Here is a 12,634-nt window from a genome sequence, read left to right as displayed (position 1 = left end):
GAGGGAATTACTGTCAAAAAAAGAAGAGTTGCTGTAATTGTGCACCAGAATTGGAACAGCTTTTGTTATTGTCCCGATCGGATAGCGCTTCCTGCCTGCTAATTAGCGTCCGGCACAGAGGCAACTGCTGGGGAAAAGTCAGCTGGCGCGATAAAAGCAGGCATGAAAACAGCGAGGCCAACGTTTTAGCTACAGTAACAAAGCTTATTGATATGTTCGGCTGTGTAACGTCCAGGGAGAAGGTGATGTTGCTGAAGCTACTGATTAATCTGGCGTAACAGGATTTTCCTTACGATTCCTTAACGCCAGAATAGTTAAGATTGTGTTATCTTAACTGCGCACTGCTGGTGATGTGGCATTGTGCGCTTCAGTTTGCCATTTATGATGGCTTTTCCCCTTTGAGGTATGGAAACACTTTCCCGACGCGTATTTACGGTCGGGTTTTTCATCAGTTACAGGGGAAGCGATGACATTATGCGTAACAGACAGATTTATTACTTCAGGCCGCTTCAGGCCAGTGCAGACGGCGTGCCGGACGATTACCAGAGCCGGGAACGCGCCAGGCCTTGGCCGGATCGCCCGCGACAAACTCCAGCGTGGGTGAGAAATAGAACGGCAACCAGCCGTCGTAACCACTTTCCCACTCCCAGCGTACCGGGCAGGGCCAGAGAATACCATCTTCCAGAATGTAATAAATCCATCGTCCGCTGGGACGACGGGGCTTACGATTTTTCATGGGATTCACAACGATGTTGGTAAGTGCAATAACAGCTCATATTTTGACCTTTTTAATGGCGGATAGCAACCTGCCATCCGCCATTAAAGGAGATGTTTACGTTCTCTTACCTGATGCCTGGTGAACAAGAAGGTGCCCGCACAGAGCATTAACGATGAACTTCGCCACACAGCAGAACCGCATTAGGGCGGCGCTGATGAATACGCGCGGCCATGTGTTCGCAGGCGGCACGGGTGGGATAAATATGTTCGGTAACCGGCAGGGCATCACAGGCGTCATGACCACAGGCGCTAACTAAAAGCACAAATCCAATCAACATTCTCAGCTCCTTTTGCGCGCCCGGTGTCGGCTTCTTTTTTTCTTCCGTTGTTAAGTATAGCTGATAAGGCTGTATGAAGATTTGTTTACCTGAGCTAAGCCTGGTCCTGACATTACGCTAAACAACGAAACCCGGCGTAATCTCACAGGAGTGCAGGCTTATTCTTTTAGCCTTAGCACTGCGGATTGCCAATAAAAACTGCTGTCTGTCAGGAATAAGGAAGCGATGCCATTCTAAAAAACAGACATTCAGTGAGACGTCTGATAATCAGCGGATCGTCGCAGAACCTCAATAGTTGAGGGTTCGTTATCCTCATGCGCAGCAGATAAAACGCATTATTGGTATTGGTAAAAATAAAAACAGAGCGATTTATCTGATTCAATAAAAATCAGCCAGCTAACGCCACGTGCAGGCGCGGTTTTTTGGCGGCGTTTAGGCTAAACTCTGCCATTTCCACCCTTAATGACAGGAACGTTTTTATGTCGAATGAAATTGCTCATCCTTCCAGCAGCCCAAAACAGGCTGCGCTGCAGCTGGTAATTGAACTGGTACGCGCCGGCAAACTTAGCCCGCTTCAGGGCGATGCCAGCAACATGATCTCTATTTATGAGCAGTTCAAAACGCATTTTGAATCAGACAAAAAGAAAGACGCCTCCGATTCTGCGATCTCCTGAGTAGCTTAAAGCGCAGCAGGTACAGAGCAAAAGGTTACGTGTCCCGCGCCGTTTCAGGCGCGGGTAGCAATAATACGGCCTTCCGCCAACTGTACCGCGCGATCGCACATATGATCGATAACATCCGGATCGTGGCTCACCAGCACCATGGTTAAGCCGTCCTGCTGCTTTAGCTGATTAAGCAGATTGAGGATTTCCGCCTGTACCGACATATCCAGCGCGGAGGTCGGCTCATCCAGCAGCAGCACTTTCGGCTTTAACAGCAGCGCACGCACAATCGCCACGCGCTGACGCTGACCGCCGGAAAGCTGATGCGGGTAGCGATCGGCCAGCGCCGGATCCAGCCCAACGTGGCGAAAGCCTGCATTAATGCGATCGTTAATATTATCCTGCTTCAGCAGTTTTAACGGCTCGGCCAGAGTACGGCGCAGCCGATGGCGCGGATGCAGCGAGGCATACGGATCCTGAAAAACCATCTGCACCTCGCGACGCAGGTCGCCGGTAAAGATTTTACCCGGCAGTGCCTGGTGTCCGGCCAGCTGCATCTCTCCCTGCCAGTGCGGATTCAGGCCCGCCATGACCCACAGCAGCGACGACTTGCCGCAGCCGGAAGGCCCGACCAGCCCAAAGCATTCACCAGCGTTTACCGTCAGAGAAACCTCATGCACCACGGTGCGTAAATCGTAGCCCTGGCGATGTGCCACGCTAAGGTTCTGCAAATCAATCATGCTCAGGCTCCTTCTCCAGCATGCTGCGATCCAGCACCGGCAGCGGCTGACCATGCGTAGCCTTGCTGGGGCGGCATGACCACAGCGTGCGCGTATAAGGATGGGTAGCGCGCGGTAGCTCGGCGGCGGGCAGATTATCAAGCAGCTGACCTTTATACATCACCATCACCCGTTCACAATGTTCAGAAACCTGTTGCAGATCGTGACTGATCAACAACAATCCCATGTTGCGTTCTTCAACCAGTCGGCGGATCAGCGCCAGCACCTGATCGCGCATCGCATGGTCAAGCGCGGAGGTAGGCTCATCAGCGATCAAAAACTGCGGATCGGCGATCAGCGCGATCGCCAGCATCACGCGCTGCCCCATGCCGCCCGAAAGCTGATGCGGATAGCGTGTCATCAGCTGAACCGGCTGCGGCAATCCGACCGCAGCCAGCATCTCGGTAACCTTTTCCCGACGCTCGGTGCGGCTCAGACGATGGTGCAGTCTCAGCGGCTCCTCTACCTGCCAGCCGATGGTACGCGTGGGGTTAAGGGCATATTTGGGGTCCTGCATCACCATCGCCAGTTCGCTGCCGCGCAGCTGGCTCCAGCGTTTTTCATTCAGCGTCAGCGCATCGCGTCCGGCAACCTGCAGCTGCCGCGCCTGCAAATGCAGACCCGGGGCCAGCAGACCCATCAGAGAGCGTGCCGTCAGCGATTTCCCCGAGCCGGATTCGCCAACCAGCGCTACGCGCTCGCGGCCCAGGGTAAAACTTACCTGCCGTACCAGCGGTGTGACATGGCTGTGAATCGTCAGGTTATCGGCGATGATCAAAGGTTCAGTTGCCATGGCGGGTATCCAGTCGGTCACGCAGGCCGTCGCCTGTCAGGTTAAAAGCAAGGCTGGCGAATAAGATGGCGCAGCCCGGCGCAGCCGCCACCCACCACTGATCGAAAATCACTTTACTGCCTTCCGCGACCATTGAGCCCCATTCAGCGGTAGGCGGCTGTACGCCCATGCCAAGAAAGCCAAGACCGGCGGCGGAAAGAATAATCCCGCCGAGGCTGAGCGCGGCGCGCACCACGGCGCTGGGCAGACAGAGCGGCAGAATATGCCCAAACATCAGGCGCAGCCCGGTTATGCCCTGCATTCGCGCGGCAGCCAGATAATCACTGCGGCGCAGCGCCAGCGTTTCCGCACGCGCCTGACGCGCAAAGGGCGGCCAGCTGGTTAACGCCAGCGCCAGTGCGCCGTTAAGCAGGCCGGGACCGAGGATGGAAACCAGCGCCAGCGCAATCACCAGATTAGGCAGCGACAGGAAAATATCAGTGATCCGCATCAGCACACGCTCGGTCCAGCCGCCGAGGTAGCCCGCGACAATGCCGATCAGCAGCCCGAACGGAATGGTCAGCACTAAAATCAACGACACCAGCAGCAGCGTTGGGCGTGCGCCATAAATCACGCGCGACAGCAGGTCGCGACCAAAGCCGTCGGTGCCAAACCAGTGAGCGGCAGAAGGGGGCAGCAAACGGGCAGAGATAGTTTGCGCATTGGGATCGAAAGGCGCCAGCAGCGGAGCCAGCAGCGCGGTCAGTACCAGAATGGCCACCAGCGTGGCGCCAACTGCCAGCGTCGTCAACCGACGGCGGTGCGGTGCCGGCGTGACGATTTCCGCGTCGGATAAATGTTGTGTCATCGGGTTCTCGGATCGGTTAACCAGGTCAGCGCATCAACCAGCGCATTAAGCAGCACAAAGCAGCTGCCGATCAGCAGCGTTGCACCAAGAATGGCGGGCACGTCGGAGGCAAACAGCGCGGTCGTCAGATAGCGGCCCAAACCGGGCCAGGCAAAAACCGTTTCCGTTAATACCGAGCCTTCCAGCAGCGTGGCGTAGGAGAGCCCCAGTACGGTAATCAGCGTGCCGCGTACGTTAGGGAAGATATGACACAGCAGAATACGCCCGCGGCTGGCGCCTTTCGCCCGCGCCAGCGTGACATACTCTTTGCTGTTTTCTTCCAGCAGGGCGGCGCGCAGCAGGCGGGTAATGCCCGCCATCGACAGCATCCCCAGCACCACCACCGGCAGCCATAAATGTGCAATGGCGTTGCGGAACATCTCTCTGTCGCCCGACAGCCAGCTGTCAATCAGCACAAAGCCGGTTTTCGGCTCCAGCGTGTAGATCCAGATGTCATCCAGCCGTCCCGGCCCGGCAGACCAGTGCAGAACCGCGTAGAAGAGCAGCAGCCCCAGCAGCCCCAGCCAGAAAACCGGCACCGAATAGCCCAGCAGCGAAATCAGACGCGCCAGATTATCCAGCAGGCTGCCCGGCTTCCAGGCTGCCAGCAATGCCAGCGTAATACCGAATACCGCGCCGAAAATCATGGCGCAGGTGGCCAGCTCTAACGTGGCCGGAAAGGTGCGCGCCAGATCGCTGGCGACCGGCTGGCTGGTGATATTGGAGACGCCCAGTTCGCCGTGTGCCAGATGGCTCAGATAACGCCAGAACTGTACCGGCAGCGGCTTATCCAGACCTAAATCGTGACGCACCTGCTGATAAGTGGATTCGCTGGCGTGATCGCCTGCCACCTGTAACACCGGATCGACCGGCGACAAATGGGAGAGCATAAAGGTGAAAGCCAGCAGGCCCAGCAGCGTGACCAGCAAGGAGAGCAGGCCCGTGACGAGACGACGGCCACCGCGCCAGAATTGCCGGGCAAGCCCGGCATGCGTTGTGCGGGTTGCCATTACTTACTGACCTGGCTGTAGTAAACCATATCGGGGTTGATGCCCTGAACGTAGCCTTTCAGATTATCGCGTACGGCGATCAGGTTACGTGCCTGCAGGCCGACCACGTAAGGAGAGTTTTTCATCACTTCGCGCTGCATCGCCTGATAAAGCGCAACGCGCTTCGCCGGATCGCTTTCTGCGGTAGCGGCCAGCGTTTGCTTACTCAGCTCAGGAATATGCCAGTTAGAGCGCCAGGCGAGGGTTTTGCTGCCATCTTCCGGGTTATAGGCGAAGGCGGAGGCGTTGGTATTCGGATCGAAATAGTCCGCTCCCCAGGCGTTTAACGTGGCCTCATATTTATGCGCTTTCACATTGGTCGCGACTTCGGTGCTCAGGCCGGGGATCAGCTCTACCTTGATGCCGCCTTTTGCAAAGCTGGCCTGCAGTGCCTGGGCGATATCCAGATAGGGCGGCTGGTTACTGACCACCAGTTTAAAGCTGACATTGTTCAGCCCCGCTTTGGCTAAAATCGCCCTGGCTTTTTCCGGGTCGTACTGATAGGGCGTTTCGTTCAGCGCGCCCGGGAAACCTTCCGGCAGGAAGGATTGATGCACCTGGAACTGGCCTTTCAGCAGGTCGTTGGCGATACCCTGATAGTCAAACAGGTAGCGTGCAGCCTGCCACAACGCCGGATTTTTCAGCGCGGGCTGCGCGTCGATATTGAACTGCATGTAGTAAAGCGAGGCCATCGGGATCGCCAGCGGTTTGACGCCCGGTTTGCCTTTCAGCGCGGAGATCTGGTCAACGCCAAGATTACGGGCAATATCTGCATCGCCCTGTTCCAGCAGCAGGCGACGGGTCGCTGCTTCCGGAACGTTTTTGATCAGAATATTTTTCAGCTTCGGCGCATCGCCCGGAGAACGGGGATTGGCGGTCAACAGCACCACTTCATGCGGCACAAAGCGACGGATCTGGAAGGGGCCGCTACCGGCGGAATGGGTAGCCAGCCATTTGTTGCCCAGATCGTTATTTTTCTGGTTAGCCAGTACGGTTTTGGCATCCACAATCGAGGAGACCGGCGCGGCCAGCAGGCTCAGCACATAGGTTGGGCTGACATTGGCCTGCCAGCTAATCTGCACGTGGCGATCGTCGATTTTCTTCAGCTGGCTATCCACATTCTCTTTGGTCCAGCCGAGCTGGGTAAGAATAAAGGAGGGATCAAGGTTCAGCTTAACCACGCGCGCAAGGGAAAACATCACATCTTCCGGACGCACCGGATTGCCAGAGGCAAAGGTAGCGCCGTCGCGCAGCGTAACGATCAGGCTACGGTTATCTTTGCCCGCTTCCCAGTGGCTGGCCAGGGTTGGTTTCAGCTCGTTAGGATTCTGCGGATCGGACTGTAACAGGCGTTGATAAAGGTTGGTAAAAGCCTGCACGGAGGTGAGTTCAAATCCTTCAGCCGGATCGAAGCTACTGGCATCATCAATTGACTGGGCGATCACCAGCGTATCGGGAGGCGTTGCCGCGTTAGCAGCAAAGCTGGCGCTCAGGGCCAGCGTCAGAACTGCGGGAGCAAAAATTTTCATGACGTTCCTTACCGTTTTTTTCGCGAGTGTAAGGGAACTGAACAGCAGGCTGATAGTAGATTATTCGCTATGCTTAGCAGAAAAAGTTATAAAGCCGTTAAAATAGTTATAAATCCGCACTTCAGGCGTGTTGCACAAACCAGATGGACGGCAGCAGGGCAATCAGATTATTAAGCATATGCAGCACTACCGGCAGTAGCAAACCGTTGCCGCGCAGGCGCGCATAACAAAGCAGCACAGAAAATAGCGTCAGCACCGCCAGGGTTTGCCAGTGGATATATTGCGTATGCATTACGGCAAACAGCAGCGATGTCAGCAGAATGCAGGCAAAGCGGCTACGCGGCGCCCACAGCAGAAATGCCTGCAGCAGAAAGCCGCGAAACAGAATCTCTTCAAAAATCGGTGCCAGCAGCACGGCCGAAAACAGCAGAATGCCGAGCGAAAACGGCGTCTGTTGCGCCTGATCTTCCAGCCAACGCTCCGGTTGTAAAAACTGCGTTTGCGCCACCATCAGCCCCAGCAGCAACAGCATAAACAGCAGCGTGGTTTTCGGCTGCAGCCGTCCCAGAGGAATATCACTGCGGCGCGTTTGATAAAAACGATACAGCGGCCACAGCACGGCAAACTCAAACAGACAGAGAACCGGCACCAGCAACCCTTGTTGTTGTAGCGCGCTGTAATTGGGAAACCAGGTGATCGCAAGGGTAATCAGGTAATAAAGCGCAAAACTGCCGAGGTAAAACAGCGTCAGAAAGACTCTGCCGTATTGGCTTTTCATAGGCGGCTTAAACAAAAAGGGAAGAAGGGAAGTGTAACAACCGCCAGAATCGCTGTCGAGACGTCGGAGCGGCGCGCTTTTTTGCTAAACAGTGGCCGCCAGAGGCCGATAAGGAATATACGCGTGAAAAAAGCAGGAGCATACGCCGCGCCGCGATAGTTGCTGCGTAATGAATAGCGGAGGTTACGTAAACGCATTATTACCGGGGTTTTGTTGATGAATCTACCTTCTTTATTATCTTTTAACCTTCGCACTGAGGACACGCCCGCGACGCTTTTTACGCGTCGAACGCTGTTGGTTCTGGGCTGTATGTTTGCCACCGTGTTCCTGACTACCGCAGTGTTTATTATCGCTATTGCGATGCGGCAGAATACCACCGCACTGACGCAGGAGAAGTTCTTGTTGCGCAATGCCTGGCAGGATCGCCAGCAGTCTATTCTGAGCGATATCCGTGATTACGCATTCTGGGGCGAGGCCTGGAATCATCTGCATTTACAGGTAGATAAAGAGTGGGCCTTTACGCAGCAGAATTTTGGGCCGGGGCTATATAAAGAATATCACTATGAAGGAATCTTCGTTGTGGATGGCAGCGGTCGGACGCGCTATGCGGTGATTGATGGCCAGCTCTCCGATATGCCCATTGAATCACTGCTGGGCAAACAGGGCACCGTCATCGTGCAACAGGCGCGATCCTTTACCAGCGGAGATAACGCCCTGATCAAAAACGCACGTATTAAAGGATGGCCTGCAATTGTTGCCGCTGCGCCAATTACATCGGGTAAAGTGCCGGGGCTGGGGACGATTCCCGGACCGCCATCGGTGATGATTTTTGTTGACCGCTATACGCCGAATAAACTGCTGGCGCTGGGCCACAGCATTGGTATCAAAAACATGCATGCCCCTGTTGGATCGCAAACCGTAGCGACAGGCCTGATGCTGACGATAGAGCAGAGCGAACCTTTGCTTCTTGCCTGGGATAGCAGTACGCCCGGACACCATTTGTTAATGGTGACTGTGCCGCTGCTGGCGCTAACCATGCTCATGCTGGGTATTATTTCCCGGCGGGTGATCCAGCATGCGATGGATAACGCCCGGCTTTCCGACTGGCGCTTTGAGCAGCTCCGTCAAAGCAAACGTGAACTGAGCGACAGCGAGGCGCGCTTTCGCGATGTGGCGGAGGCCTCTTCTGACTGGATATGGGAAACCGACTCACGGGGCGTGCTGACCTATCTCTCCTCACGTTTTACGGCTGTAACCGGCTATGAGATTGCGATACAGCTTGGCAAACCGATAGATTGCCTGCTGGGCAGCTGCAGCCAGCCAGTTTCGGAATGGATACAGCGACAAAATAACAGCAACGACCGGCGTACGCTGCGCTGCCATTATCATTCGGCACAGGGCGAAGAGCGTATCTGTAGTCTGGTGGCGAAGCCGATAGAGGTGCAGGGCATAAAGGTCGGCTTTCGCGGCACCGTCTCGGATATTACGCTGGAAGTAGAAGCTCAGGCGCGTATCCAGTATCTGTCGCAACACGATACGCTGACCGGCCTGCCGAACCGCCACCGGATGAATGAATTTTTAAACGGCAAACTGCAGGAGCAGCCAACCGCCGCACAGCCGCTGGTAATGTTCAGTCTCGATCTCGATCACTTTAAGCCGATTAACGATCTGTATGGTCATGCCGCTGGCGACCAGGTATTAAACGAAGTCTCGCAGCGGCTGCGCGTCTGTCTTGGCGAGGAGGATCTACTGTCGCGACAGGGCGGCGATGAGTTTATTTTGCTGCTGAGCGGCCTGAGCAGCCATGAAGAGATTGAAGCGCGCTGCCGTTGTTTGATGGATGAGATCCACAAACCCTTTAATGTTGCCGGACAGTTGGTGAATGTTGGCGCCTCGATCGGGATTGCGTGTGCGCCGCAGGATGCGCTACAGCCGGAAGAACTGCTCAGAATGGCTGATATTGCGCTGTACCAGTCTAAAAATCTGGGGCGTAACCGCTGGGTTTTTTATTCGCCGGAAATGTCAGAGCAGCTGGTGCGGCGACGCGAAATGGAGCGCGCGCTGGGCCAGGCGGTGGTGCGCGATGAGCTGCGCCTGTTTTATCAACCGCGCTATTCGCTGCACAGCGGCAGCATGGACGGCGCGGAGGCGCTGCTGCGCTGGCAGCCGTCGCCGCCTGCGTTGGTGATGCCTGATAGCTTTATTCCACTGGCGGAAGAGACCGGACTGATTATTCAGATCAGCGACTGGGTGCTGCAGCGCGCCTGCCGTGATGCGTTGAGCTGGCCTAAGCCCTTCTATGTATCGGTGAATATTTCGCCGGTTGAGTTTTGCCGTGACGATCTGGCGGAACGTGTTGCCACGGTTTTGCGGGTAACCGGGCTGCCTGCGGAGCGTCTCGAACTGGAGATCACTGAAAATGTCACGCTTGAAAAGCCGGATAAAGTGCTACGGATTATGCAGCGTCTCAAGGCGCTTGGTGTGCGGCTGACGGTCGATGACTTTGGATCGGGCTATGCCTCATTGGGTTATCTGAAAACCTTCCCGTTTGATGGCCTGAAGATGGATCGCTCTTATATGAGAGATTTCCCGCATTCGCAGCAGGCGCACTCTATCGTTAACGGCATCATTGGACTGGGCAAAGCATTTTCACTGGTGATTACCGCTGAAGGCATAGAAAACGCGGAACAGTTTGCCGAACTGCAGGCGATCGCCTGTGATGAAGGGCAGGGATATTATCTTGGCCGACCAATACCCGCTGCGGATTTTATACATATGCTGGAGACGGTCGGGCAGAAACAAGTCAGTGAAACGGGTCAGCCGGGCTGACCCGTAGGGCGCTTAACGAACACGGATGGCCACGCAGGTCATCAGCACCGCAAAGCCGATAAAGACAACCAGTTCCATACAGCACCTCCTAAGAATAATCTTAGAAAATTATACGAATGGGGTGGTTGTTTTTTAGGCGATTTGTGCCGTTTTTATGACTGGGATCACAGTTCACTGTGGGTTAAGCCTTTCTGCACGTGCCAGACGATCGGTTAGGCTTTAAGGTCGGTAACTGAACGACTGGCCAAACAGGAGAATCGTGGTGAAATTTTATGGAAAGCTCGCGCTGATTACGGCGCTGGTTACGCTGGCGGCCTGTCAGCATGGGCAAAAAAATAGCGATAGCGCGGCGGTGACCGATCCTGATGCCGATCGCTGCGGCGCATCTGCCTATCAGAATTATGTTGGGCAGCCTTTATCGGCGCTGAGCAAGTTGCAGTTTGAGCATCCGGTACGGGCGATCCCTTACAATTCAGCCGTAACGATGGATTTCAATCTTAACCGGTTAAATTTCCTCGGCGATAAAGATAACGTTATTACCCGCGTCTATTGCGGCTAATAGTGTAACGGGCATGGCCGGAAAGTGTTTATGTCATCACTGTCACGCTGTTGTCATCATTAGCCGCCAGGATACAGGGAAACAGAATGATCTCCCCGTCATATAACACTGCAATGCTCGTCTTATTCATCCCGCCGCGTGCGGGATTTTTTTTGCCTGTTGCGTATCGCAGAATACAGCACGACCACAATCGGCTACGCTTGAAAAAAACGGCGCAGTGGCCGGATGGTTATAGCGATAGCGATAGCGGGAGCAGGGAACATGCAGAAAAAAAGTACAGAGGTGATTGAGGCCACCACCGATTTGCTGGCGGCGCTACAGTCGCTGGACTACCGTTTTACCATTACCCAGGAGCTGGAAGCCGTTTTCGATCGCCCGGTGCGTGATGGTCTCTATTCCGTTACGCCGCGGGAGAAAAATTATTTTAACGATCCGCAGCAGTTTAGCCCGTTAGTTGATAGTCGCGACGGCGCGCTGTATGTGGCGCGGGTAGAAGGACAGCCAGCAGGTTATCTGGCGGTAAGGCGCAACTGGAATGGTCTGGCGCTGGTGGAGGATATTGCCGTTGACGGCGCTTTCCGGCGCTGCGGCTGCGGCTGCGCGCTGTTACAGCGTGCCATCCGTTGGGCGCGTGAACAACAGCTGGCTGGCGTGACGCTGGAAACGCAGAATACCAACGTGGCCGCTTGCCTGCTGTATGAAAAAATGGGGTTTGAGCTGGGCGGCATTGATCGCCAGCTTTATCGGGCGCTGCATGCGCATCCGGCGGAAACCGCGCTCTACTGGTATCTGTGGTTTCATTAAGCGCTTCGCCGCCGAAAGCAGAGTTGTTACAGCTGCGCCACTGGCTAAGGCATTTCGGCGGTGCTACTCATCAGCTGCGCCAACACATTACGATAGCTCTGCAGAACGCTTTCATCTTTTTCTAAATCCAGCTTCTTGATGACGCTGGCAATCAGCGCCTTATCGGTAGTGGGTTGGCCCGTCTGCATCAGCTCCGTCATAATGATAGCTAACAGCTCCGCTTCTTTGGGGGCATGCCATGCCGGGCTGTTAAAATAGTCGGTTATTTCCCGGCCAGCGCTGGTGGATTGTGTTCGCATTGTCAACCTCCAAAAACGCAGCATCGACCCACCATAAAGCGGGCCGTCAGATAATTAACAGGAAAAGCATGCCTTCGTCAGGCAAAACCGAGGACGTTGTCATCGTCTGTAAATATTGGCTATTTTTTAAACATAGAAGCGACAGCGAAAAAAGTCAGTAACAACCTGAAATATTTTTAGCGCGAAAATCTTGCTTGCATTGCCCCAGCGATTATGAGTAAATGCATCGTCGGTTTGTTAAACAGAACCGGGTATGCGAGCAGTTTTAGTAAAGCAGTCTGCAGTGTAAGAGTTATCTCTGATATCCCTTCTTCAGTATCGCCTTCCTGAGTGCCCCATAACATCTGTACACAAACCTGTTGCCCTCAGGGCGTTAATATCGAATGAAGGAAAGACAAATGTCTGCAAAACTGACTGGTTTAGTAAAATGGTTCAACGCTGAGAAAGGCTTTGGCTTTATTTCTCCGGCTGACGGCAGCAAAGATGTATTCGTACACTTCTCGGCCATCCAGAACCAGGGTTTCAAAACGCTGGAAGAAGGTCAGAGCGTTGAGTTCACCATCGAAAACGGTCCGAAAGGCCCGGCTGCTGCTAACGTAAACGTACGCTAAG

The 12,634-nt window shown here is 54.7% G+C and carries 14 protein-coding genes; 5 read left to right on the top strand and 9 right to left on the bottom strand.

What is annotated here, in order from left to right; translation table 11 throughout:
* Positions 1-499: 499 nt before the first annotated feature.
* Both ACQE32_RS10065 and ACQE32_RS10060 read right to left on the bottom strand, forming a co-directional pair.
* The gene (locus tag ACQE32_RS10065) at positions 500-736 is read right to left on the bottom strand and encodes a hypothetical protein (protein WP_085067774.1); all 237 of its coding nucleotides are present in this window, start codon (positions 734-736) and stop codon (positions 500-502) included.
* A gap of 148 nt (positions 737-884) precedes the next feature.
* Positions 885-1,055, bottom strand: a complete 171-nt coding sequence (locus ACQE32_RS10060) for a hypothetical protein (RefSeq protein ID WP_249893730.1) — start codon at positions 1,053-1,055, stop codon at positions 885-887.
* A gap of 479 nt (positions 1,056-1,534) precedes the next feature.
* Between ACQE32_RS10060 and ACQE32_RS10055 the strand changes: the two genes are divergently transcribed.
* Complete coding sequence (locus ACQE32_RS10055) at positions 1,535-1,729, top strand: hypothetical protein (RefSeq protein WP_085067772.1); 195 nt, start codon at positions 1,535-1,537, stop codon at positions 1,727-1,729.
* A 53-nt stretch (positions 1,730-1,782) separates the two neighbouring features.
* Here the strand turns inward: ACQE32_RS10055 and ACQE32_RS10050 are convergent, their stop codons facing one another.
* The 6 genes from ACQE32_RS10050 to ACQE32_RS10025 all read right to left on the bottom strand — a co-directional run bounded on the left by ACQE32_RS10050 (position 1,783) and on the right by ACQE32_RS10025 (position 7,531).
* Entirely contained in the window at positions 1,783-2,457 is a 675-nt protein-coding gene (locus ACQE32_RS10050) for an ABC transporter ATP-binding protein (RefSeq protein WP_427021687.1), read from the bottom strand.
* Positions 2,450-3,289 (bottom strand): ABC transporter ATP-binding protein, encoded by an 840-nt coding sequence (locus tag ACQE32_RS10045; protein ID WP_426974655.1) that lies wholly within the window; start codon positions 3,287-3,289, stop codon positions 2,450-2,452. The genes ACQE32_RS10050 and ACQE32_RS10045 overlap by 8 nt, the downstream gene beginning before the upstream one ends.
* Positions 3,279-4,136, bottom strand: a complete 858-nt coding sequence (locus ACQE32_RS10040; RefSeq protein WP_427021686.1) for an ABC transporter permease — start codon at positions 4,134-4,136, stop codon at positions 3,279-3,281. Before ACQE32_RS10040 ends, ACQE32_RS10045 begins: the two co-directional genes overlap by 11 nt.
* Positions 4,133-5,185, bottom strand: a complete 1,053-nt coding sequence (locus tag ACQE32_RS10035; RefSeq protein ID WP_426974653.1) for an ABC transporter permease — start codon at positions 5,183-5,185, stop codon at positions 4,133-4,135. The genes ACQE32_RS10040 and ACQE32_RS10035 overlap by 4 nt, the downstream gene beginning before the upstream one ends.
* Complete coding sequence (locus ACQE32_RS10030) at positions 5,185-6,753, bottom strand: ABC transporter substrate-binding protein (RefSeq protein WP_426974652.1); 1,569 nt, start codon at positions 6,751-6,753, stop codon at positions 5,185-5,187. Before ACQE32_RS10030 ends, ACQE32_RS10035 begins: the two co-directional genes overlap by 1 nt.
* A 121-nt stretch (positions 6,754-6,874) precedes the next feature.
* Complete coding sequence (locus tag ACQE32_RS10025; protein ID WP_426974651.1) at positions 6,875-7,531, bottom strand: CPBP family intramembrane glutamic endopeptidase; 657 nt, start codon at positions 7,529-7,531, stop codon at positions 6,875-6,877.
* A 216-nt stretch (positions 7,532-7,747) separates the two neighbouring features.
* On the opposite strand from ACQE32_RS10025, the gene ACQE32_RS10020 reads away from it, so the two are divergent.
* The 3 genes from ACQE32_RS10020 (at position 7,748) to ACQE32_RS10010 (ending at position 11,723) form a co-directional block, all read left to right on the top strand.
* The gene (locus ACQE32_RS10020; protein WP_427021685.1) at positions 7,748-10,360 is read left to right on the top strand and encodes a bifunctional diguanylate cyclase/phosphodiesterase; all 2,613 of its coding nucleotides are present in this window, start codon (positions 7,748-7,750) and stop codon (positions 10,358-10,360) included.
* A gap of 262 nt (positions 10,361-10,622) precedes the next feature.
* Positions 10,623-10,919, top strand: coding sequence for an I78 family peptidase inhibitor (locus ACQE32_RS10015; RefSeq protein WP_085067765.1), 297 nt, complete (start codon positions 10,623-10,625; stop codon positions 10,917-10,919).
* Positions 10,920-11,180: 261 nt separating this feature from the next.
* Positions 11,181-11,723, top strand: coding sequence for a GNAT family N-acetyltransferase (locus ACQE32_RS10010; RefSeq protein ID WP_426974648.1), 543 nt, complete (start codon positions 11,181-11,183; stop codon positions 11,721-11,723).
* 44 nt (positions 11,724-11,767) lie between these two features.
* Here ACQE32_RS10010 and ACQE32_RS10005 read toward each other — a convergent pair whose 3' ends face one another.
* A complete protein-coding gene (locus tag ACQE32_RS10005; RefSeq protein WP_085067763.1) occupies positions 11,768-12,022 on the bottom strand; it encodes a biofilm development regulator YmgB/AriR family protein in 255 nt (84 codons plus the stop codon).
* A 398-nt stretch (positions 12,023-12,420) separates the two neighbouring features.
* Here ACQE32_RS10005 and cspE point away from each other — a divergent pair, with 398 nt between their 5' ends.
* Positions 12,421-12,633 (top strand): transcription antiterminator/RNA stability regulator CspE, encoded by a 213-nt coding sequence (gene cspE / locus ACQE32_RS10000; protein WP_085067762.1) that lies wholly within the window; start codon positions 12,421-12,423, stop codon positions 12,631-12,633.
* Position 12,634 lies beyond the last annotated feature (1 nt).

Source organism: Pantoea sp. FN0302, from assembly GCF_050113775.1.
Taxonomy (GTDB): Bacteria; Pseudomonadota; Gammaproteobacteria; order Enterobacterales; family Enterobacteriaceae; genus Mixta; species Mixta alhagi.
Note: the sequence above shows the minus strand (reverse complement) of the source record. Positions and strands in the feature narration are given on the sequence as shown.

What these genes read in the sequence shown, in the direction of transcription:
- ACQE32_RS10065 (WP_085067774.1), bottom strand. Translation starts at nt 736, where the DNA reads ATGAAAAATCGTAAGCCCCGTCGTCCCAGCGGACGATGGATTTATTAC.
- ACQE32_RS10060 (WP_249893730.1), bottom strand. Translation starts at nt 1,055, where the DNA reads ATGTTGATTGGATTTGTGCTTTTAGTTAGCGCCTGTGGTCATGACGCC.
- ACQE32_RS10055 (WP_085067772.1), top strand. Translation starts at nt 1,535, where the DNA reads ATGTCGAATGAAATTGCTCATCCTTCCAGCAGCCCAAAACAGGCTGCG.
- ACQE32_RS10050 (WP_427021687.1), bottom strand. Translation starts at nt 2,457, where the DNA reads ATGATTGATTTGCAGAACCTTAGCGTGGCACATCGCCAGGGCTACGAT.
- ACQE32_RS10045 (WP_426974655.1), bottom strand. Translation starts at nt 3,289, where the DNA reads ATGGCAACTGAACCTTTGATCATCGCCGATAACCTGACGATTCACAGC.
- ACQE32_RS10040 (WP_427021686.1), bottom strand. Translation starts at nt 4,136, where the DNA reads ATGACACAACATTTATCCGACGCGGAAATCGTCACGCCGGCACCGCAC.
- ACQE32_RS10035 (WP_426974653.1), bottom strand. Translation starts at nt 5,185, where the DNA reads ATGGCAACCCGCACAACGCATGCCGGGCTTGCCCGGCAATTCTGGCGC.
- ACQE32_RS10030 (WP_426974652.1), bottom strand. Translation starts at nt 6,753, where the DNA reads ATGAAAATTTTTGCTCCCGCAGTTCTGACGCTGGCCCTGAGCGCCAGC.
- ACQE32_RS10025 (WP_426974651.1), bottom strand. Translation starts at nt 7,531, where the DNA reads ATGAAAAGCCAATACGGCAGAGTCTTTCTGACGCTGTTTTACCTCGGC.
- ACQE32_RS10020 (WP_427021685.1), top strand. Translation starts at nt 7,748, where the DNA reads ATGAATCTACCTTCTTTATTATCTTTTAACCTTCGCACTGAGGACACG.
- ACQE32_RS10010 (WP_426974648.1), top strand. Translation starts at nt 11,181, where the DNA reads ATGCAGAAAAAAAGTACAGAGGTGATTGAGGCCACCACCGATTTGCTG.
- ACQE32_RS10005 (WP_085067763.1), bottom strand. Translation starts at nt 12,022, where the DNA reads ATGCGAACACAATCCACCAGCGCTGGCCGGGAAATAACCGACTATTTT.
- cspE (WP_085067762.1), top strand. Translation starts at nt 12,421, where the DNA reads ATGTCTGCAAAACTGACTGGTTTAGTAAAATGGTTCAACGCTGAGAAA.